Origin of the sequence: Pseudonocardia sp. D17 (assembly GCF_036984265.1) — a bacterium.
In the GTDB taxonomy this organism is placed as follows: Bacteria; Actinomycetota; Actinomycetes; order Mycobacteriales; family Pseudonocardiaceae; genus Pseudonocardia; species Pseudonocardia benzenivorans.
The window spans coordinates 78,674-99,078 of record NZ_BPRG01000047.1 but is presented as its reverse complement, the minus strand read 5'-3'; the positions used below and the strand labels follow the sequence as shown (position 1 = coordinate 99,078).

Annotated in this window: 16 protein-coding genes and 1 riboswitch; of the genes, 6 read left to right on the top strand and 10 right to left on the bottom strand. The window is 76.3% G+C overall.

Annotated features, from left to right (window positions below; translation table 11 throughout):
- Positions 1-66 precede the first annotated feature (66 nt).
- Together PSD17_RS09755 and PSD17_RS09750 are read left to right on the top strand one after the other, a co-directional pair.
- Positions 67-228: a hypothetical protein gene (locus PSD17_RS09755; protein ID WP_339122427.1), complete on the top strand. Its 162-nt coding sequence runs from the start codon at positions 67-69 to the stop codon at positions 226-228.
- Between the two features lie 67 nt (positions 229-295).
- Positions 296-1,567, top strand: coding sequence for a multidrug effflux MFS transporter (locus tag PSD17_RS09750; protein WP_339122426.1), 1,272 nt, complete (start codon positions 296-298; stop codon positions 1,565-1,567).
- Positions 1,568-1,577: 10 nt separating this feature from the next.
- Here PSD17_RS09750 and PSD17_RS09745 read toward each other — a convergent pair whose 3' ends face one another.
- Positions 1,578-2,453, bottom strand: coding sequence for a bifunctional 5,10-methylenetetrahydrofolate dehydrogenase/5,10-methenyltetrahydrofolate cyclohydrolase (locus tag PSD17_RS09745; RefSeq protein WP_013676103.1), 876 nt, complete (start codon positions 2,451-2,453; stop codon positions 1,578-1,580).
- 14 nt (positions 2,454-2,467) lie between these two features.
- A riboswitch (ZMP/ZTP riboswitch) is annotated at positions 2,468-2,551 on the bottom strand.
- Positions 2,552-2,699: 148 nt separating this feature from the next.
- Between PSD17_RS09745 and PSD17_RS09740 the strand changes: the two genes are divergently transcribed.
- Positions 2,700-2,870, top strand: coding sequence for a hypothetical protein (locus PSD17_RS09740; protein WP_013676102.1), 171 nt, complete (start codon positions 2,700-2,702; stop codon positions 2,868-2,870).
- A 21-nt stretch (positions 2,871-2,891) separates the two neighbouring features.
- On the opposite strand, the gene PSD17_RS09735 is transcribed toward PSD17_RS09740, so the two are convergent.
- The 8 genes from PSD17_RS09735 to PSD17_RS09700 form a co-directional block, all read right to left on the bottom strand.
- Positions 2,892-3,230 carry a UBP-type zinc finger domain-containing protein gene (locus PSD17_RS09735; RefSeq protein WP_013676101.1) on the bottom strand — a complete coding sequence of 113 codons (339 nt, stop codon included), beginning with the start codon at positions 3,228-3,230 and terminating at the stop codon, positions 2,892-2,894.
- Positions 3,231-3,303: 73 nt separating this feature from the next.
- Entirely contained in the window at positions 3,304-4,764 is a 1,461-nt protein-coding gene (locus PSD17_RS09730; protein ID WP_199796667.1) for an ATP-binding protein, read from the bottom strand.
- Positions 4,761-6,437: an FAD-dependent oxidoreductase gene (locus PSD17_RS09725; protein WP_013676099.1), complete on the bottom strand. Its 1,677-nt coding sequence runs from the start codon at positions 6,435-6,437 to the stop codon at positions 4,761-4,763. The genes PSD17_RS09730 and PSD17_RS09725 overlap by 4 nt, the downstream gene beginning before the upstream one ends.
- Positions 6,438-6,514: 77 nt before the next feature.
- A complete protein-coding gene (gene recD / locus PSD17_RS09720; RefSeq protein ID WP_339122425.1) occupies positions 6,515-8,680 on the bottom strand; it encodes an exodeoxyribonuclease V subunit alpha in 2,166 nt (721 codons plus the stop codon).
- Positions 8,677-12,090 (bottom strand): UvrD-helicase domain-containing protein, encoded by a 3,414-nt coding sequence (locus PSD17_RS09715; RefSeq protein ID WP_339122424.1) that lies wholly within the window; start codon positions 12,088-12,090, stop codon positions 8,677-8,679. Before PSD17_RS09715 ends, recD begins: the two co-directional genes overlap by 4 nt.
- On the bottom strand, positions 12,087-15,473 hold the full coding sequence (recC, locus tag PSD17_RS09710; RefSeq protein WP_339122423.1) for an exodeoxyribonuclease V subunit gamma: 3,387 nt from the start codon (positions 15,471-15,473) through the stop codon (positions 12,087-12,089). Before recC ends, PSD17_RS09715 begins: the two co-directional genes overlap by 4 nt.
- A gap of 103 nt (positions 15,474-15,576) precedes the next feature.
- Positions 15,577-17,064 carry an SDR family NAD(P)-dependent oxidoreductase gene (locus PSD17_RS09705; RefSeq protein WP_013676095.1) on the bottom strand — a complete coding sequence of 496 codons (1,488 nt, stop codon included), beginning with the start codon at positions 17,062-17,064 and terminating at the stop codon, positions 15,577-15,579.
- Between the two features lie 20 nt (positions 17,065-17,084).
- A complete protein-coding gene (locus PSD17_RS09700; RefSeq protein ID WP_041759903.1) occupies positions 17,085-17,489 on the bottom strand; it encodes a DUF6319 family protein in 405 nt (134 codons plus the stop codon).
- A gap of 142 nt (positions 17,490-17,631) precedes the next feature.
- Here PSD17_RS09700 and PSD17_RS09695 point away from each other — a divergent pair, with 142 nt between their 5' ends.
- The 3 genes from PSD17_RS09695 to PSD17_RS09685 are packed head-to-tail and all read left to right on the top strand — an operon-like array spanning position 17,632 to position 20,029.
- Positions 17,632-18,153: a MarR family winged helix-turn-helix transcriptional regulator gene (locus tag PSD17_RS09695; protein ID WP_013676093.1), complete on the top strand. Its 522-nt coding sequence runs from the start codon at positions 17,632-17,634 to the stop codon at positions 18,151-18,153.
- Positions 18,150-19,505, top strand: coding sequence for an MFS transporter (locus PSD17_RS09690; protein ID WP_339122422.1), 1,356 nt, complete (start codon positions 18,150-18,152; stop codon positions 19,503-19,505). The genes PSD17_RS09695 and PSD17_RS09690 overlap by 4 nt, the downstream gene beginning before the upstream one ends.
- Positions 19,502-20,029 (top strand): universal stress protein, encoded by a 528-nt coding sequence (locus tag PSD17_RS09685; RefSeq protein WP_013676091.1) that lies wholly within the window; start codon positions 19,502-19,504, stop codon positions 20,027-20,029. Before PSD17_RS09690 ends, PSD17_RS09685 begins: the two co-directional genes overlap by 4 nt.
- Before the next feature lie 20 nt (positions 20,030-20,049).
- Here the strand turns inward: PSD17_RS09685 and PSD17_RS09680 are convergent, their stop codons facing one another.
- Positions 20,050-20,394: a DUF3040 domain-containing protein gene (locus PSD17_RS09680; RefSeq protein WP_339122421.1), complete on the bottom strand. Its 345-nt coding sequence runs from the start codon at positions 20,392-20,394 to the stop codon at positions 20,050-20,052.
- Positions 20,395-20,405: the final 11 nt, after the last annotated feature.

Below are 20,405 nucleotides of genomic sequence, written 5' to 3'. Positions count from 1 at the left end.
GGTCGCGGCGCGGGGGCGCAGCCGCGCCCCGCGCCGCGTCCACCGAACCCCGGGAGGGGACGAACCATGTCGTTCGAGCTGACGCGCGCGTTGTCCGACGCGCACCGCGACGAGCTGATGCGCCGCGCCACGGAGTGGAACCGGTACCGGCGACGGGTGGAACCGGACGGCTCCGGCCACCGGCACGAGGCCGTGGGCTCCCGGTCCCGCCGGCCGCGGCCCGGGTGACGCACGCCGCTCCCGCTGGACGGAAGCAGCGCTGGCGGTGGGGGCGGGCGAATCGGAGGATCGTCCGGTGACGCGCCAGACCCGCCCCGCCGCCGCGCCGGAACGGGACCGACCGCCGCTGCGACAGGTGCTCGCCCTCGGTGGGCTGTCGATGTTCGGGCCGCTGTCGATGGACCTCTACCTGCCCGGCCTGCCCGAGCTCACCACCGACCTGCACACCACCGAGGCCACCGCCCAGCTCACGATGTCGCTGTGCATGGTCGGCCTCGCGGCGGGCCAGCTGATCGCCGGCCCGCTGTCGGACCGCCGCGGCCGCCGGGGCCCGCTGCTGGTCGGGGTCGCGCTGTTCGCGGTGACGTCGCTGGCCTGCGCCTTCGCTCCGACGATCGAGGTGCTGCTCGCGCTGCGCCTGCTCGGGGGTCTCGCCGGGGCGGTCGGGATCGTCGTCGCCAGGGCGATGGTGCGCGACCAGTGGGAGGGCCGGGCGGCGGCGCGGGTGTTCGCGCTGCTCATGGTCGTCAGCGGGGCGGCGCCGGTGCTCGCGCCCGTGATCGGGAGCCAGCTGCTCCGGGTCACCGACTGGCGTGGGGTGTTCGTGGTGCTCGCCGGGATCGGGCTGGTGCTGCTGGGTGCGGCGGCCACGCTGCGCGAGACGCTGCCCGCCGCCCGCCGTCGTTCCGGCGGGGCCCGGGAGACGCTGCGCGCGCTGGGCACCGTCGCCCGTGACCGGTCGTTCCTGGCCCCGGCGTCGGTGCTCGCGCTCGGCTGCTGCTCGATGTTCGTCTACATCGCGATGGGCAGCTTCGTGCTGCAGGGCACCGGCTACGGACTCTCACCGCAGGTCTACGGCGTCGTGTTCGCGGTCAACGCCACCGGGATCGTCCTCGCCGGCCGGCTCTCGGCCTGGCTGGTCGACCGGGCCGGTCCGCGGCGGCTGCTCGGTGCCGCGGTGGCGGTGGCGTTCGCGGCCGCGCTCACGCTCGTCGCCGGCGTCCTGCTGACCCGCTCGGTCTGGGCCGTGCTGCCGCCGCTGTTCGTGGTCGTCGCGGCAGTCGGGATGATCATGCCGAACGCGACGGCCCTCGCGATGTCCGGGCAGGGCGCGGCCGCGGGAGCGGCGTCGGCGCTGCTGGGCCTCGGCCAGTTCCTGACGGGCGCGCTCGTCCCGCCGGCGGCCTCGGTCGGCGGCGTGACGCCGCTGGTCATGGCCGTGACGATCGCGGGCACCGCGACGGCGGCCGTGCTGGCCGCCGTCCCGGTGCTGCGTTCGCGCGATCCCGAGCCCGCCGCTCAGCCCGCGGTGCTCGCGCAGCCGCGGACCCCACCGGGCACCGGGTGAGCCGGCGCGGTCAGGAGGCCCGCGTCGCCCGCTCCGCGCACTCGACGGCGTTGCGGAACAGCATCGCGACGGTCGTCGGACCGACTCCGCCGACGCGCGGGGTGATCGCGCCCGCGACGTCGGCGACCGCGTCGTCGACGTCGCTGAGCAGCCGGCGACCGGCGTAGCGGACCCCGCCGCCGACGACGACCGCGCCCGGCTTGACGTGCTCGGGCCGGACGATCCCCGGCACCCCGACCGCGGCGACGAGGATGTCGGCGTCGCGGGTGTGGCGGTCCCAGTCGGGCACGTGCGAGTGCACGACGGTGACCGCCGCGTCGGCCGTCGGACGCTTCTGCGAGAGCAGCAGCGCCAGCGGCCGGCCGAGCGTCGCCCCGCGGCCGAGGATGACGACGTGCCGCCCCGCCACCGGGATCTCGTGGTGGGCGAGCAGCGCCTCGATGCCCGCGGGCGTGCACGGCACCGGGCCCGGCAGCCCGGCGGCGAGCCGGCCGAGGTTGAGCGGGTGCATGCCGTCGACGTCCTGCTCGGGGTCCATGACGGCCAGCGCGGCCTCGTGGTCGAGATGGCCGGGCAGCGGATGCTGGACGAGCAGCGCGTGGGCGCCCTGCTCGGCGCCGAATGCCCTGATCACGGCGTGCAGGTCGGCCTGCGACGCCGTCGCCGGCAGGTGCTCGTGGAAGGACTCGAAGCCCAGCTCGGCGGCGGTGCGCTGTTTGATGCGGATGTAGCCCGCCGACGCGTCGTCGTCACCGACGAGGATCGTGGCCAGGCCGGGGGCGATCCCGTGGGCGCGCAGCGCGGCGACGCGTTCGCGGACGTCGGCGAGGACGGCCTCGGCGACAGGGGCCCCGGGCAGCAGACGGGCGGTCGTGGGAGCGGACATCGCGACTCCTCGGCGTCGCGGACCCAGGCGGTCGATCCGCGCGTCGATCAGCTCCCCGGTGGTTGCCCACCCGTCCGCCGCCAGTCGCGTTGCTCGTCCAGTATGCCTGGTGGCCCCGGCGCGCCGCGAACCCGCCGCCCACCGCCGGACGACCACCCGCCCGGTGTTTGACGGCCACCGCGGCCGGGTACGGGGGGTCGTTCGATCCTGGTGCGGCGCAGGGCGTCGCGACGAGAGGAGTTCCCGGTGGGCATCGTCTTCGTGCTGTTGGTGGTGTGGCTCGGCCTGGTCGTCGTCGGGTTCGCCGTGAAGGCGCTGCTGTGGCTGGCGATCCTCGGCATCATGCTGTTCGTCGTCACCGGGATCGCGGGCGCCGTCCGACGCCACGCCGGCACCCGCACGGTGTCCCCGCGCTGAGGCCGCGCTGCTCGGACCGGCTCAGTTCAGTTTGTCGAGCCAGTCCGCGGGGACCCGGCCCGCTGGGCCGGGGGCGGGCTGGTCCAACGGCCGGTGCTGCGGGTCGGCCAGCACCGGTCCGGCGACGGGCCGCTCGGCGCGGAAGTCCCAGAACCAGTCCTCGCCGGGTTCGAAGCTCTGCACGATCCGGTGCCCGGTGTCGGCGGCGTGCCTGCTCGCGTGCTGCGCGGGTGAGGAGTCGCAGCACCCGATGTGGCCGCACGCCGCGCAGCGCCGCAGATGGAACCACCAGCCGCCGACCTCGTCGCACTCGACGCAGCCGGGTCCCGACGGCGCGACCGTCGGATCGATGTCGGTCATCACACGTCCTCGTCGGTGGTCGGCCGGCGTCGCCGGCCGTGGTCGTGCCGGCGGCTCGCCCGCCGGGGCCCGCTCATGGCTCGTCCTCGGCATGGGGCTCGAGCGGCAGCCGGACCTGGAACCGCGTGTCCCCGGGCACCGACTCGACGCGCAGGTCGCCGTGGTGGCGACGCACGACGATCCGCCAGGAGATGTCCAGGCCGAGCCCGGTGCCCTCGCCGACGGGCTTCGTCGTGAAGAACGGCTCGAAGATGCGGTCGCGCACGTCCTCGGGGACCCCGGGGCCGGTGTCGCCGATCTCGACGAGCGCGCGGTCGCCGTCGCGGGCCGTGCGGACGGTCAGCGTGCCGCTGCCGCCCATCGCGGCGCACGCGTTGTCGATGAGGTTGGTCCACACCTGGTTGAGCTCCGCGGCGTAGACCGGCACCGCGGGCAGCGTGCGGTCGTAGTCCTTCACGACGCGCACGTCGCCGATCTTGCGCGCGAGCATGATCAGGGTGGAGTCGAGCAGCTCGTGCAGGTCGGTGGTGTTGTAGGGCGCCCGGTCCATCTGCGAGTACTGCTTGGCCGCGCCGACGAGGGTGGAGATCCGCGTCGTGGAGTCGGCGATCTCGTTCATGAGCAGCTCGGTCTCGACGGTGTAGTTCAGCCAGCGGACCGCCCCCTCCAGCGCGCCGCCCAGGCCCGCGGCCTCGGCCCGGGCCACGACCTGCTCGAACCAGCCGACGTCGAGACCGGCCTGCACGAACGTCGGCGCGAGGTCCCAGCCGTCGGCGATGCCGTGCTCGTCGAACCAGTCCGACAGCGCGTCCTCGCGGTCGCCCGCCTCGATCGGGGTGAGCACCGGCGCCTTCGCGACCCGCTCGGCGGCCTCCTCCTGGATCTCGGTCAGCGACTGCAGCGCCACCCGGTCCAGCGAGCCGCCCGCGATCAGGCCGAGCTTGTGGCGCATGCCGGCCACCCGCTCGCGCAGCAGCGCCGTCGCCCGGACCGCGGCGGCCGCGGGGTTGTTGAGCTCGTGGGTCAGCCCGGCCGACAACGACCCGAGCGCCAGCAGCCGTTCGCGCTGGCTCACGGCCTGCTGGGTGTTCTGGATGCCGAAGAACAGCCCCTCCAGCAGGTGCAGCGCCATCGGGAACCAGGTCCGCATCATCTGCTGCAGCGCGGTCGCGTCGAGGACGAAGAACGTCGACGGCCGGGTCACGCGCAGCGTGTTGTTGTACACCTGCGGCATCCGGTCGCCCAGGTACGCGTGCCAGGCGCCGGCGTACACGCCGGGCTGCTCGGTGCGCTCGACCTCGACGTCCTCGTCGCCCGACCGGCGCAGCAGCACCACCGAGCCCTCGATCAGGACGTAGAAGCACGTCGCGGTCTCGCCCTCGGTGTAGACGGGCCCGGCCGGGTAGCGCTCGACCGAGCCCTCCCGGCACAGGAAGTCGAGCTGGTCGTCGCTGAGCTTCTCGAACAGGAACAGCCCGCGCAGCAACGCGGGACTGCACTCGGGCACGGCCACCCCGTCCCGGGGCGCGCTCACGACCGCTCCAGGTACCGGTGCACGAGCGACACCGCCATGGCGCCGTCGCCGACCGCGGAGGCGACGCGCTTCACCGACTCCGCGCGCGCGTCGCCCGCGACGAAGACACCCGGCTGGCTCGTCTCGAGCAGGTAGGGGTCGCGGTCGAGCGGCCAGCCCGGCGGCCGGGCCCCGCCCGTCATCAGGTCGGGTCCCGCGAGCACGAAGCCCGCCGGGTCGCGGGCGACGAGCCCGTCGAGCCACTCGGTGCGCGGGGCGGCGCCGATGAACACGAACAGCCAGGGCGCGTCGACGACCTCCTCCGCGCCGGTGTTGCGGTCGCGCAGCCGCAGCCGCTCCAGGTGCCCGTCGCCCTCGGCCCGCACCACCTCGGTGCACGTCCGGACGGTGATCTCGGGGATGCCGGCGATCTGCTCGATGAGGTAGTGCGACATCGACGCCTCCAGCGACGGCCCGCGCACCAGCAACGTCACCGACTTCGCGTGCCGGGCGAAGTAGACCGCGGCCTGACCCGCCGAGTTCGCCCCGCCGACGATGTAGACGTCGTCGCCCGTGCAGCTCGACGCCTGGCTCAGCGCCGAGCCGTAGTAGACGCCGCGCCCGGCCAGGTCGGCCAGGCCCGGCGCGGCGAGCTCGCGGTAGGACACGCCCGTCGCGAGGACGACGGCGTGCGCCGTGATCGACGAGCCGTCGGAGAACCGGACCGTCCGCCCCGAACCGCTCACGTCGAGCGCCACGACGTCGCGCGCGGTGAGCACCTCCGCGCCCATCCGGACCGCCTGCCGCCGGGCCCGGTCGGTGAGCTGCGCGCCGGAGACACCGTCGGGGAAGCCGAGGTAGTTCTCGATGCGCGAGCTCTGCCCGGCCTGCCCGCCCGTCGCCGTGCGCTCGACGAGGACCGTGCGCAGCCCCTCCGACGCGCCGTACACCGCCGCGCCCAGCCCCGCCGGGCCGCCGCCGATCACGACGAGGTCGTAGAACTCCGACGCCGGTGTCGTCGAGAGGCCGACGCGCTCGGCGAGCTGGGCGTCGTCGGGGGCGACGAGCGTCTCGCCCGCCGGGGTGACGACCACCGGCAGCGTCTGGTCGTCGAGGCCCGCCGCAGCGAGCAACCGGGCGGCCTCCGGGTCGTCGCACGGGTACCAGCGGTAGGGGACCTGGTTGCGGGCCAGGAAGTCGCGCACCTCGTTCGACCGCGCCGACCAGCGGTGCCCGACGACCCGCGTCTCGCACACCGGTCGCCGGTCGGACGCGCGCCAGGCCTCGAGGAGCGCGTCGACGACGGGGTAGAGCTTCTCCTCCGGCGGGTCCCACGGCTTGAGCAGGTAGTGGTCGAGATCGACGACGTTGATCGCCGTGATGGCCGCGTCGGTGTCGGCGTAGGCGGTCAGCAGTACGCGGCGCGCGGCCGGGTAGAGGTCCATCGCGGCCTCCAGGAACTGCAGGCCGTCCATCCCGGGCATCCGGAAGTCGGCGAGCAGCACCGCGACGTCGTCGCCGCGCAGGGCCATCTCGCGCAGGGCCTCCAACGCCGACTCACCCGACTCCGCGCGCACGATGCGGTGCTGCTCGCCGTAACGACGCCGCAGGTCGCGGGCCACCGCCCGGGAGACGGAGGGGTCGTCGTCGACGGTGAGGATCGCGGGGCGGGCCGGGACCAGAGAGGCCGTCATGGTGTCGAGTCTGCCAAGTCCGTCCAGCCCCCGTACGGACCCTGCTCGGGGACGCGGTCGGCCGCGGCGCGGACCACTCAGCCGGCGAGCCGGTCGCGCAGCCCGGACGCCCGGCCGACCGGGCGTGCGACCGCGGCCCGCACCGCCGCCTCCGACCCGACGACCCGGACCCGCTCGATCGCGCGGGTCACCGCCGTGTAGAGCAGCTCGCGCGTCAGCAACGGCGACTCCGGGGCCGGCAGCACGACCGTGACCTGCGAGAACTGGCTGCCCTGCGCCCGGTGCACCGTCATCGCGTGGACGCTCTGCGGCTGCGAGAGCCGGGCGGTGGCGACCCGCAACGGGGCGCCGCCACGACCGAACACCGCCCTCGTGCGGCCCTCCTCGCGGACGAGGACCCCGGTGTCGCCGTTGTAGAGGTTGAGGTCGTAGTCGTTGGTGGTGACGAGCACGGCCCGGCCGGGGAACCACTCGCCGTCGTCGGGGCCCGGCCCGACCCCGGCGTCGGTGAGCCAGCGCTCGACCTCCCAGCCCCAGCGGGTCACCCCGTACGGCCCGCGGCGGTGGGCGCACAGCAGCCGGTGCCGGTCGAGCGCGCGCAGCGCCCCGTCGACGTCGCCTGCCCGGGCGTGTGCCACCAGCGTCCGGTTGGCGGCCACGACCTCGGCGCGGACCGCGTCGAGACCGGGCGGGTCGCGCAGCTCCAACGTCGGGGCCTCCACGAACTCGACGGCCCCGCCCGCCCCGGAGCGCAACGCCTCGATCGCGCCGTCGCCGTCGCCGTCGCGGACGGCCCGGGCCAGCGCGGCGATCTCGGCGCCGAACCGCCAGGTCCGGTCGAGGGTGACGACGCCGTGCACGACCGCGGGGTCGGCCCGGCCGAGCACACCGAGCTCGCGCAGCGTCGCGTCGAGGGCGGGCTCGACCGGGCCCGGGGCGCGGGCCAGGTCGCCCAGCACCGCGCCCGCCTCGACCGACGCCAGCTGGTCGGGGTCGCCGACCAGGACGAGCCGGGCGTCGGGCCGCACGGCCTCGAGCAGCCGCGCCATCATCGTCAGTGACACCATCGACGTCTCGTCGACGACGACGACGTCGTGCGGGAGCCGGTTGGTGCGGTCGTGGTGGAACCGGTTGGTGTGGCCGGGCCTGAAGCCGAGCAGCCGGTGCAGCGTCGAGGCGGGGAGGTCGCCGAGCCGGGCGCGGTCGGGCCCGGGCAGCCGGCGGACCTGTTCGCGCACGGCCTCCGCGAGCCGGGCCGCGGCCTTGCCGGTGGGGGCGGCCAGCGCGACGCGCGGCGGAGGGCCGGGCTGGTCGCGCAGCAGGGCGAGCAGCCGGGCGACGGTCGTCGTCTTGCCGGTGCCGGGCCCGCCCGCGACGACGGTGACCCGGCGCAGCGTGGCGACGGCGGCGGCCAACCGCTGCCGGTCGGTCTCCCCGGCCGCGGCGGCGGCGTCCGCCGCGGTAGCGGCCCGCGCGACGGCGCCGGGACGTTCGCCGACACCGGCGACGCGATCGGTTCCGGTCACGGCGTCGGGACCGGCACCGCCGCCTGCGCGCGCGTCGGCGTCGCCGCCGGACGCAGCGCCTGCCCCGTCGGTCCGGTCATCGGCGTCGGTCCGGCCATCCGCGGCGTCGGTGAACAGCCGGGACAGCCCCGCCCGCAGCCGGTCGACGTCGACCCGGGGCGGCTCGGCGGCCGCGCGGGCGCGCAGCTCGACGCGCACCTGCTCCTCCTGCCGCCAGTAGCGGTCGAGGTACAGCAGGCCGTGGGGCATCCGCAGCGGCGCGACGCCCCCGGTGGGCTCGGCGGACACCAGCGGGCTGGCCAGGCACGCGGCCCGCCACGCCGCCGGGTCGGGCCACGGCAGCGCCGAGACGTCGAGGACCTCGTCGCCCTCGCCGAGCACCGTCGTCCCGACCTCGTCGAGGTCGACGCACACCGACCCGTGCCGCAAGGCCCGCACGGTCAGCGCCGCGGCGAGCAGGACGGTCTCGTCGGTCTCCCCGCCGAGCCGCCCGAGCCGGGCCGCGACGTGCACGTCGGCCGCGGCGAGCACCCCCGCGGCGTTGAAGCGGGCGAGCAGCCCGCCGGCACCGCGGGCGTACCGCGGGTCGTACGGGTCGCCGCCCGGCGCGACCGGCCCGGTGGGAACGGGCCCTGCGGCGGTCCCGGCGGCGGTTCCGGCGGCGGACCCCGTGGCGGTCCCGGGGCCGTTCCCGGTGGTCGTCGCAGCGGCGGTCACGGGGCCCCCTCGTCGAGCAGCCGGGACAGGTCGGTGATCAGCGCGGGCCGCGGCGCCCACGAGAACACCCCCGCCGGGACACCGTCGGCGGCCGGCGTGTCGGGGCCGCACATGCCGCGCAGGAACAGGTACAGCGAGCCGCCGAGGTGCGTACCCGGGTCGTAGCCGGGCAGCCGCCACCGCAGGTAGCGGTGCAGGGCGACCCCGTAGAGCAGCGCCTGCAGCGGGTAGTGCGCCGACGTCATCGCCTGGGTCAGCGCCGCGGCGCCGTAGTGCGCCGACGTCAGCGGCACGTGCCCGTCGGGACCGGCGGGCCCGAGCCAGTTCGTCTTGTAGTCGACGACCACGTAGCGCCCCCCGACGCGGAGCACCGCGTCGATGCTGCCGGTCAGGTAGCCGCGCAGCGCCTGCTCGGCGAGCAGCGGCGCGTCGAGGTGGTCGGGGTAGCCGACCAGCGGGTCGTCGGCGGGCAGGTGCCGGCGCAGCAGCCGCGCGACGTCGGCGAGGACGGGGGAGGGGCCGGGCCGGTCGCCACCTGCCAGCGGCAGCTCGAAGTCGAGCTCGCTCAGCCGGTCGGCGGGCGCGACGTCGGCCAGCGCCGCGCCGCCGACGAGCGGCCCCATCGGGGTCCGGACCACCGGGACGAGCGCGGCGGCCAACTCGTCGGCGTCGACCGCAGCGGGTCGGCGGGCCAGCTCGGCCCGCGCCCTGGCGGCGAGCTCGCCGCGCAGGTCGGCCGCGGTCGTGTCGGCCGACTCGAGGACGGCGTGCACGAGCGTGCCGAACGCCGTGCCCATCGGCAGGTCGGCCATCGGGGACGGGACCGCCTGCGCCGCAGCGGGATCGGCGGCGGTGAACAGGAGCGGGCCCGGCTCCGCGGGCTCGTCGGCGATCCCGGGGTCCTCCGGCTCGCTCACCACGGCCGGGGTGTGCGCGCCTGCGTCGTGGGCCGCGGCGGTCAGCGCACTGTAGGAGGTGCGTCGCCAGTCGAGGTCGATGTCGCGGTCGAAGCGTGCCGCGTCGAGCGGCGGCACCGGCCGGGCGGGCGGGCTCCACGGCGCAGGGACGTCGTCGCCCACCTGTTCGACGACGACGTGCGGCGACCCGTCGGGCCCGGTGCCCGCGCGGCGGACCAGCGCGTCGAACATCGGTCCCGGGTCGGGCGGGACCGCGCACGTCTCCCGCGGCGTCTCGCCGGGGCCTGCGCCCCCGGCGAGCATCCGGTGCAGCGCCGACTTCGACGTCGTCGTCGCCGGTACCCACCACGTGAGGAGCTGCGAGCGCGCGCGGGTGAGCGCGACGTAGAGCAGCCGCAGGTCCTCGCCGGCCTCCTCGGCGAGGTGCGCGCCCTGCCGTTCGAGGAAGTGCGGCCCCGAGGGCCCGCCCACGTCGAGCACCCGCTCCTGGCGCGGGCCCTCGTGCAGCCGTGCGAGCGTGGGCTCCTGCACGTTGCGGTCCCACGCGAACGGCACCGCGACGATCGGGTACTCCTGCCCCTTGCTGCGGTGCACGGTGACGATCTGGACGGCGTCGGCGTCGGACTCCAGGCGCCGGCTGCGCTCGGCGCCGGTGTCGGACCCGGCCTCCTCGATCCGCCGGCGCAGCCACTCGACCAGCGCGGACGGCCCGAGATGCTCCTGGGTCGCCGCGTGGTGCAGGGCCTGCCCGATGTGGCGCAGGTCGGTGAGGGTGCGGTCGCCGTCGGTGCGCGCGAGCAGCCGCTCGGCCAGCCGGCGCCGTGCCGACACCGCCTCGAGCAGCGCCGCCACCCCGCGCCCGCGCAGCGCGCCCGCCCAGTCGCGCAGGTCGTCGCCGAGGGTCTCGACCACGGCGTCGGCGTCGTCGCCGCACAGGTCGGTGACGGTGAGCCCGGCGAAGCAGGTGAGCGCCGCGGCACGCAGCCGCAGCCCGCTGTGCGGCTGCTCCAACGCCTCCAGCAGCGTGAGCCACTCGCCCGCCACCGGGGTGGTGAACACGCTGCGGGTCCCGGTGACGACCGCGGGCACCCCGGCCTCGCGCAGCGTGCGGAGCACGAGCTCGGCCTGGTCGTTGGTGCGGACGAGCACCGCGACGTCGCCGGGCAGCACGGCGCGCTCGACGCCGTCGGCGGGCACGACCGACGCGCCGCTCGCGAGCAGCGCCGCGATCTGCGCCGCCACGTCGGCGGCGACCTGCGGGCGTGCGGCGTCGACCCGGCCGAGCCGGTGGAAGAGCCGGCCCAGCCGCTGCGTGCCGACGACCCGGACGCGCAGCGGCGCGTCACAGGTCGACCCGCGCAGCGACCGGCCGGGCCGCGCGGCCTCGACGTGGTGCACGACGATCCGCGGGTCGCCCAGCGCGGCGCCGTGGAACAGTGCGTCGACGGCGTCGAGCACGGCCCGGTCGCTGCGGAAGTTGCGGTCGAGGGTGAACCGCTCGCCCGCGTCGGTCGCGGCCTGCAGGTAGCTGACGACGTCGGCGCCGCGGAACGCGTAGATGGCCTGCTTGGGGTCGCCGATCAGCACGAGCGTGGTGTGGCCGTGGAACGCCGCGGACAGGATGCGCCACTGCACCGGGTCGGTGTCCTGGAACTCGTCGACGAGCACGACGCGGTAGCGGCTGCGCAGCCGGGCCGCGGCCGCGTCGCCGCGCACCGGGTCGGACAGCGCGGCGTCGAGCCGGGTGAGCATGTCGTCGTAGCTGTAGAGCTTCGCCGCGCGCTTGCGCCGGTCGACCTCGCGACGCACCGCCTCGGCGAAGCTGCGCCGCGTCGCCGCCGGTGACCCCGGATCGGCGTCGACCGGCTCGATGCGCGCCTGCGGATCGCCGACGACCGCCCTGGCCAGCTGCAGCGCCTCGGCGCGGCCGAACGCGGGTCGCTCGGCGCCGGCGGCGGCGTACTTGCGGACGTAGAAGTCGTCGACGACCTCCTCGACGAGGTCGTCGACCGACTCGACGAACAGCGCGTCGGGGTCGGCGTCGCCGAGCACCCCCAGCCCGGCGAGCATCCGCTGGCAGAACTGGTGGGTGGTCGCGATGGTCGCGGCGTCGAACTCCGCGACGGCGAGCCGTAGCCGCTCGCGGCGCAGCGCGACCGTCGCGGCGTCGGCCGCGGCGAGGTGGCGGAGCACGCCGTCGGCCGCGACGCGCGCGGCCGCCGGGTCGGCGAGGGCGCGCTCGGCCGCGGTGAGCCGCTCCCGGACGCGTTCACGCAGCTCGTGGGTGGCCTCGCGGCCGAACGTGACGAGCATCAGCTCCGCGAGCGTCGCGATGCCTTCGGCGACGTAGCGCGCCGCCAGCGCCGCGATCGTGTACGTCTTGCCCGTCCCCGCGCTGGCCTCCAGCACCGTCGTCGCGCCGGTCGCGGGCAGCGGCCCGCACACGTCGAACGGCCGTTCCGGGATGACCGGGGTGAGCGCGGTGGCGGTCACGGCAGGCTCACCTCCTCTGCCGCGAGCAGCGGCGTCCAGACCCGCATCGCGAGCTCGCCGAACAACGACGGTTCCTCCCCGGTACGTGCGGGCGCCGACAACAGGTCCTCCAGCGGTGCCGACGGTCCCCACAACAGCCGGTGCGCAGGCTCGTCGCGCTCGGGGGAGAAGCGGCCCGCCCACGCCGAGCGGGCGGCGTCGACCGCGTCCTCGACGGTCCGGTTGCGCAGCCGCCGCCGTCCCGCGTAGGCGTGGGACGCCTTGAGCACCAACGGGAGTGCCGCGCACAGCCCGTCGCGGTGCAGCGCCAGCAGATCGGCCAGCACGACGGCGGCCCGGCCGGGTTCGACCGGCCCGAGGACGGACCGCTCCGGCCCGTCGGACCCGCGGCCGATCGTCACGGCGCGCCACGTCGTGTCCGGGCGGGCCGCGGTGAGCGCGAGCAGCCGCACCCAGGCGCCGACGCGCTGCTTGGCACCGAGCCGGGAGAAGCCCGCGCTGACGATGTCGCCCGTGGCACCCGGTCCGGAGCCGACCCGGACCACCCCGCCCACCGTGCCGACCACCCGCGTCCCCGCGACGACGGCGGACACGTCGAGGGACTCCGGCGGGGCGGACCGCAGCGGCAGCGTGGCCGCCACGATCGGTTCGACGTCCGCGGCGACCTCGTCGAGGATCCGCCGGCCCAGCCCGCCGGGTGGGAGGGCCCCGCGGCGCCACTCGGCCGCGCGGCACGCGTCGAGGTCGTGCCCGGCGAGCCGGTCGGCCAGCAGCCGCGCCCCGATGTGCCAGCGCTGCAGCTGGTCGAGCTCGACGGGCAGCGCGTCGTCGGGGTCGTCGTCGGCGGAGAACAGCGACACCCCGACGCGCTGGCGCAGGAACGCCTTGGCCGGTCCCTCCAGGAACCGGACGAGGTCGTCGAGCTCGACCTCCGCGGGGGGCGGCAGCACCGGCAGCGGCCCGGGCAGGGGCCGCGGCGGCGGGGTGCGGACGCCCGTCGCCGCCCGGGCCCCCGCGAGCGCGGCCCGGTCGAAGCTGAACGGACCCGGCCCGCCGAGCACGGCCGCCGCGAAGTTGCGGGTATCGAAGGGCTGCAACGGATGACGGACGGCGACATGGTCGCGCGCCCGCCGGCCGTCGGGGCCCACCGCGACGGCGTCGAGCGCATCGAGCAGCTCCCCGACCGGCACCGACGGCGGCCTGCGGACCCCGGTGCGCTCGTCGGCGCCGGAGTGCACGACGACGAGGTGCTCGGTCGCGGCCCCGACCGCGTCGAGGAGCAGCTGCCGGTCCTCGCTGCGCGGGTCGCGCTCGCCGACGCGGGGGTCGCGGGCCAGCACGTCGTCGCCGTCGGGCTCGCCCGCGCGGGGGAACGCGCCGTCGTCGAGCCCGAGCAGGCACACGACGCGGTGGGGCACCGACCGCATCGGCACCAGCGTCGCGACGGTGAGCGTGCCGGTGCGGAAGTTCGCCCGCGTCGGCCGGCCGCGCAGCCGGTCGGCCAGCAGGCCGCGCACGTCGGGCAGCCCGAGCGGCACCGAGGCGGCGTGCGGCCCCGCCGACGCGGTGACCTCCGCCAGCTCGGCGCGCGCCTGCGCGGCCTGCCACGCGTCGGTCGGGGTGGTGGTGGTGAGCGCGTCGAGGCCCGCGGCGAGCGCGGCACCCCACTCGGCGAGCGTCCGCTCGCCGCGCAGCCCGGCGAGGACCGCGGCGAGCCGGTCGAGCAGCTCCGCGAAGCGGCCGACGGTGTCGACGTCGGAGCTGCCGACGTCGTCGAGCGGCAGCGCCGTGCCGAGCCACTGCCGGTCGGCCTCGTCCATCGCCACGCCCAGCAGCATCCGGTCGAGCCCCGCCGACCACGTGTTCTGGGCGAACGCGCCCAACGCGAACGGGCCACGGTGGTCCGCGTCGAGCCCCCACCGCACGCCCGAGCCGACGACGAGGTCGCGCAGCCGGTCGAGCGCGTCGTCGTCGAAGCGGAACCGGCGCCGGACGGGCTCGGTCGCCGCGAGGTCGAGCACCTGGGTGGCGGTCAGCCGGGCGTCCGCCAGCTCCAGCAGCGTGGCGACGGTGTCGAGCAGCGGGTTGACCTGCCGCAGCGCCCGGTCGGCCAGCCGCACCGGGAGCCGGTGACCGGGGTGGCCGGTGTCGTCGTCGATCCCGGCGGCCAGGCCGAACGTCGCCGAGATCAACGGGGCGAACGTCTCGATGTCGGGGCACATGACGACGACGTCGCGCGGCTCCAGCGTGGGGTCGGCGGCCAGCAGTCCCAGCACGACCTCGCGCAGCACCTCGACCTGGCGGTCGGGCCCGTGGCAGGCGTGCACCTGGACGCTGCGGTCGGTCGGGTCGAGGACCGTGGGCACGGCACCGGGGGCGACGTCGTCGCGCAGCGCGCACTGCAGCGCCCCCAGCAGGGTCGGGGGCGGCGGCGGGCCCGGGTGGTGGACGTCGGTCCCGACGGGCAGCCGCAGCTGCAGCTCGCGCACGTCACGCCCCAGCGAGGCGAGGAGCGGGTTCGCGACGACGGCGGCACTGGCGTCGTCCGCGCGTCGGGGCGCCGTCCCGGCCTGCGGCGTCAGCGCGGCCCACAGCACCGGCGACGGGTGCGCGAGCCACAGGTGTACGTCGCGGTGCACGGCGAGGGCGGCGAGCACGGTGAGCCTGCTCGCGGCGAGCCGGGTCGGGCCGAACACCGAGAGCCGCGGGCCCAGCGCCGCGCGGCCGGGGTCGGCCCGCAGCAGCGCACAGGCCGTCTCGACGCGCTCGGCGGGCCCGGGAACCCCGATGCGGGCGCGCAGCCGCCGCCACAGCTCGGCCTGCCAGCGCAGGTCGGGCGCGAGCGCTGCGCCCCCGGCCGCGTCGACGTCGGCGCCCGCGAGCCATTCCCCGAGCATGCCCGGCCGGTGCGCGGCGTAGGAGGCGTAGAGCTCGGCGAGCCGCCGGGCCAGTGCGTACCGCCGCCCGCGCCGGTGCGCGTCGGCCGAGTCCGTGCCCAGATGGGCCCCGAGCAGCGCGAACCCCGGCTCGGCCGCCGCCTCGTCGACCAGCTCCAGCAGCGGCCAGACCGCCCGCGCGGGGCGCCACGGGTCGTCGGCCGGGTCGACCCCCGTGGCCGCGCACACCACCTCGTCGACCACCTCGGCGGGGGACGGGAACCGCACGTTGGCGCACACCCCGTCGGCGCGGCCGTCGCGGGTCCCGAGCCGGTGCGCCAGCCGCTGCGCGAGCCACCGCTCGACGCCGCGTTCGGGCACCGCGACGACCTCGGCCGCGAACGGGTCGGCCGGGACCTGCGCCAGTACCCCGGCGAGCGCGTCGGCGAGGGTGTCGGCGCGTTCGGCGCGGTGGACGTGCAGCACGCCCGGCACGTTATCGACCACCACCGACGATCTTGGGGACCCCCACGCCGCCGGTCGACCGGCGGTCGGCGCTCACCGGTCCGGCGGCGCTCACCGGTCCGGAGCGCTCACCGGTCCGGGGCGCTCACCAGTTCGACGGCGCGTAGTCCTTGAGGAAGCAGCCGTGCAGGTCCTCGCCCGCCTCGCCGCGCACGATCGGGTCGTACACCCTGGCCGCGCCGTCGACCAGGTCGAGCGGGGCGTGGAAGCCCTCGGCGGCCAGCCGCAGCCGCGTGGGGTGCGGCCGCTCGTCGGTGATCCAGCCGGTGTCGACGGCCGTCATCAGGATCCCGTCGCGCTCCAGCATCTCCGCGGCCGACGTGCGCGTCAGCATGTTCAGCGCGGCCTTCGACATGTTGGTGTGCGGATGGCCGGGCCCCTTGTAGGCGCGGTGGAACTGCCCCTCCATCGCGCTCACGTTGACCACGTACGTGCGGCGCGCCGGGGAGGCCGCGAGAGCCGGACGCAGGCGCGAGATCAGGATGAACGGCGCCGTCTGGTTGCACAGCTGGACCTCGAGCAGCTCCAGCGGGTCGACGTCCTCGACCGGCTGGGTCCAGCTGTTGACCCCGGCGGTGTCGGGCAGCAGGCCGCCTGCGTCGATCGACAGGACGCCGGCCTCGACGCGCGCGGGGTCGGAGTTGCCCGCGGCCAGCGCCAGCTCGGCGAGCGCGTGCGGCGGCAGCGCGGCAGGGGCCGTCGGACCGGTGCCCAGCGCGCCGGTCAGCGCCGCCGGGTGGGCGGCCGACACGTCGCCGTAGCGGACGACGTCGGGCACCGCGCCGCCCGGCAGCGCCGGCGCCTCGCGCTCGGCGGCCGCGAGCGCGGAGTAGGAGCCGGGGGAGCGGCGGACCGTCTGCGCCGCGTTGTTGATCAGGATGTCGAGGTGCCCGCGGGCCGCGACGTCGTCGGCCAGCCGGACGACCTGCGCCGGGTCGCGCAGGTCGATCCCCACGATGCGCAGCCGGTGCAGCCAGTCGGCGCTGTCGGGCATCGCGGTGAACCGGCGGACGGCGTCGTTGGGGAAGCGGGTGGTGATCGTGGTCTCGGCGCCGTCGCGCAGCAGCCGCAGCGCGATGTACATGCCGATCTTCGCCCGCCCGCCGGTGAGCAGGGCGCGCCGGCCGGTGAGGTCGGTCCGGGCGTCGCGCCGGTCCCGGTTCACCGCGGCGCAGCCGGGACAGAGCTGGTGGTAGAACGCGTCGACGACCGTGTAGCGCTGCTTGCAGGTGTAGCAGGCGCGGGCCCGCTGCAGGGTGCCCGCCGTCGCGCCCGGCGTGCTCGACACGAGCGGGATACCGCGCGTCTCGTCGTCGATCCGGCCCGGGGCGCCGGTGGCGGTGGCGGCGGTGACGGCCCGGTCGGCGGCGCGCACCGCGTCGCGCTTCGCCCGGCGCCTGCGCTGCCGGACGTCCTTCCAGATCCCGGCCGTCGCCCGCCGGATCGCGACGGCGTCGGGGTGCTCGGTGGGCAGCCGGTCCACCTGGGCGAGCACGCGCAGGCAGACGGCGAGCTCGTCGGGGTCGAGCCCGACGTCTGCCGTGGCGGGACTCTCGGGGTCGGTCACGGTCACGGGTGGATTCTCCGGGACGCTCAGGCGAGCTCGGCCAGGGCCTTGCGCGCCTGCTCGAGCTCGGCCTCCAGCGCCGCGACCCGGGCCTCCCGCTCGGCGCGGGCGGCCCCGACGACCTCCTCGATCGGCTCCGCGAGGTCGGCGTGCAGCTCGGCGGCGGCCCGCGTGACGGCGGCGGCGGTGACGGGCAGCGCGCGGACCACCCAGTCGGCGCCGCGCTTGAGATCGGCCTGCCACTCACCGTCGGCGCTGCCGCTGACCGTCAGCGTCAGCTCGATGACGCGGGTGCGCCGCGCGGTCGATCCCTTGGGGCGGCCGCGGCGCCGCGGTGCGGCCGCGTCGCCGGCGGCGGGGGTGTCCGCAGCTGCGGAAGGGGTGCCGGCCGGGTCGACGGTCTGCGGCTCGTCAGGGGTCGTCACGTGCATACCTCTCGTGGTCGCTCCACCGAACAGGGTGATCGTAGAACGGCTGTTCGAATCGTCCGGATACGGGTGCGTGGCGCGGATCGCACCACCTCGGGCACGTGGATCGTGCATATATATAAAGCACTGATGTAAATTCGAGGTCATGACCGCCCCTCCCGATGCCCCCGGTGGCGACCGCGCGCCCGCCCCGGGAACCGGTGCCGCCGAGGACCTCACCCGGCTCGCGGTGGCGCTGGAACGCGCCGCGAGCTGGGTGCGCCGCACCACCGCCCCCGCGGAGTGGAACCTCGTGGCGCTGTCCACGCTCGACGCCCTCGACACCGCCGGCCCGCAGCGCGTCTCCGACCTCGTGGCCCGCGAGTCGATCTCGCAGCCCGGCATGACGGGTCTGGTCGCCCGGCTCGAGGCCGCGGGCCTCGTCACCCGCGGACCCGACCCGCGCGACGGGCGCGCCACCCTCGTCGCCGCCACCGAGGAGGGCAGCGCCTACATCCGCATGCGGCACCGGCTGCGCGCAGGGGCGGTCGCCGCGCACCTGGAGGCGCTGAGCGCCGCCGAGCGGCACGCGCTGCTCGCCGCCGTGCCCGCGCTGACCCGGCTGGCCGAGCTGGCCCCCGACACCCACGACGCCACGCGGCGGTCCCGAACGGAGGAAGGATCATGAGCACCGGTCACACCGGCGCCGGAGCGAGCCCGTTCCGCCAGCCCAGAGCGGTCTGGGCGGTCGCGTTCGCGTGCGTCATCTCGTTCATGGGGATCGGGCTGGTCGACCCGATCCTGCCGGCGCTCGCCGGGCAGCTGCAGGCCAGCCCGACGCAGGTCGAGCTGCTGTTCACCAGCTACCTCGTCGTCACCGCGATCGCGATGCTCGGCACGGGCTGGGTGTCGAGCCGCATCGGCGCCAAGCGCACGCTCGTCGCCGGGCTGGTCCTCATCGTCGTGTTCGCCGCGGCGGCGGCCGCGTCCGGTTCGATCGGCGGCATCGTCGGCTTCCGCGCCGGGTGGGGGCTGGGCAACGCGCTGTTCATCGCCACGTCCCTCGCGGTCATCGTGGGCTCGGCCAGCGGCGGCTTCGCCGGCGCGATCGTGCTGTACGAGACGGCACTGGGCATCGGCATCGCGTCCGGCCCGCTGCTCGGCGGCCTGCTCGGCACCGTCAGCTGGCGCGGCCCGTTCTTCGGGGTCTCCGCGCTCATGCTGATCGCGCTGGTGGCGACCGTCGTGCTCGTCGAACCCACGCCCCGGCCCGCCCGACGGTCCCGGCTGCGCGAACCGATCACGGCGCTGCGCCACCGCAGCCTCGCGACCACCAGCGTCACCGGCCTGCTCTACAACTGGGGCTTCTTCACCCTGCTCGGCTACTCGCCGTTCCTGCTGGACCTGTCCGCGCTGCAGCTCGGCGGCGTGTTCTTCGCATGGGGCATCCTGGTCGCCCTCTTCGCGGTGTTCGGCGCGACGATGCTCAAGAACCGCGTCGGTACCCTGCGCTCCCTGTACGGCGCGCTCGGTCTGATCGCCGTGATCCTGCTGCTCATCGGGCTGTTCCCGGGCAACCGGCTGCTGGTGATGATCGCGGTGATCGTGTCCGGCGCGGCCGTGGGCCTCAACAACACCTTGGTGACGACGGCCGTCATGAGCATCTCGCCGGTCCCGCGCAACGTCGCCTCGGCCACCTACGGCTTCGTGCGCTTCATCGGCGGCGGGCTCGCGCCCTTCGTCGCCGGGCTGCTGGCCGAGCACGTGAACGTGCAGCTGCCGTTCCTGATCGGGGCCGGTGCCGTCGTGGTCGGTGCGCTGCTGCTGCACACCGTCCGGCGTGCGCTCGACGACGCCGACGCCGAGGCCGCCCGCCCCGCCGAGGACGCGGCCGCCGAGCAGGCCGTCGGGGAGGTGCCCGCCGTGGCGGAGGAGGCGGTACTGGCCGAGGACGCGTTGCGCCGCGAGCACCACCCGGTGCTCCCCGGGCGCGACGGGGTACCCGCCGACATGCGCGAGGGGTCGGGGCGGTCGCGATGAGCGGCGGGGCGCCCGAGCGGCCGGGGCCCGAGCACGACCCCGGCGACGAGGGGCCCGGTGCGCGGTCGCCGCGCGCCGGCCATGGTTTCGAGCTGGGCTGCGACGGTCCGTCGTCGCTGGTCGTGGGCATCGACGGGTCCGACACCGGCTGGCGGGCCCTCTACTACGCGGTCGGTCAGGCGCGCCGCCAGCACAGCCGGGTGGTGGCCGTCTACGCGGAACGGGCGCAGTCGTTCGTCAGCACCCCGACGATCGTCGCGCCGATCGTCGACCCCGAGGCGGACGAGCGCTTCGTCGAGGGGCTGCGCGAGACCGTCGTCGCGCTCGGCGAGGAGTTCGGGGTCGCGACGGAGCTGGTCGTCGTCACCGCGGACCCGGTGCAGGCCCTGCTCGCCGTGGCCGACGACGTGCGGGCCGACGCCATCGTCGTCGGGGCGAGCGAGCAGGCCGGGCACCGGCTGTTCGGGTCGATCGCCGTGCGCACGGTCCGGACGGGGGCACGGCCGGTCACGGTCGTCCCCTGACGGGCGGGCGGTACCGCCGGTCAGGCCGACGGCCGGGTCGGCGTCCCGGTCCCGGGCGAGTCCGCCGCGTGCTTGGCGAGCAGCCTCGGCGCGCCCAGCACGACGCCCGCCGTCACGCACATCGCGGCGAGCTCCGCGGCGGCGAGACCGACCCCGCCCAGGACGACCGCCGCCGCGAGCAGCCCGAGGGCCAGCAGGACCCCGACGGCGAGCTCGGGTGAGCGCATCCAGCGGGGCAGTCGTCGACGGTGACCGCGGAACTCGTCGTCCAGGTCCGGGAACTGCACGACGAGTTGACGTTCGAGCTGGTCGAGACGCTGCCGCTCGGCGGCGCTGAGGGGCGTCTCCGGATCCGGGGGAGTCACGTCCGGGGCTA

What these genes read in the sequence shown, in the direction of transcription:
- PSD17_RS09755 (WP_339122427.1), top strand. Translation starts at nt 67, where the DNA reads ATGTCGTTCGAGCTGACGCGCGCGTTGTCCGACGCGCACCGCGACGAG.
- PSD17_RS09745 (WP_013676103.1), bottom strand. Translation starts at nt 2,453, where the DNA reads ATGTCCGCTCCCACGACCGCCCGTCTGCTGCCCGGGGCCCCTGTCGCC.
- PSD17_RS09735 (WP_013676101.1), bottom strand. Translation starts at nt 3,230, where the DNA reads ATGACCGACATCGATCCGACGGTCGCGCCGTCGGGACCCGGCTGCGTC.
- PSD17_RS09725 (WP_013676099.1), bottom strand. Translation starts at nt 6,437, where the DNA reads ATGACGGCCTCTCTGGTCCCGGCCCGCCCCGCGATCCTCACCGTCGAC.
- PSD17_RS09700 (WP_041759903.1), bottom strand. Translation starts at nt 17,489, where the DNA reads ATGCACGTGACGACCCCTGACGAGCCGCAGACCGTCGACCCGGCCGGC.
- PSD17_RS09695 (WP_013676093.1), top strand. Translation starts at nt 17,632, where the DNA reads ATGACCGCCCCTCCCGATGCCCCCGGTGGCGACCGCGCGCCCGCCCCG.
- PSD17_RS09690 (WP_339122422.1), top strand. Translation starts at nt 18,150, where the DNA reads ATGAGCACCGGTCACACCGGCGCCGGAGCGAGCCCGTTCCGCCAGCCC.
- PSD17_RS09685 (WP_013676091.1), top strand. Translation starts at nt 19,502, where the DNA reads ATGAGCGGCGGGGCGCCCGAGCGGCCGGGGCCCGAGCACGACCCCGGC.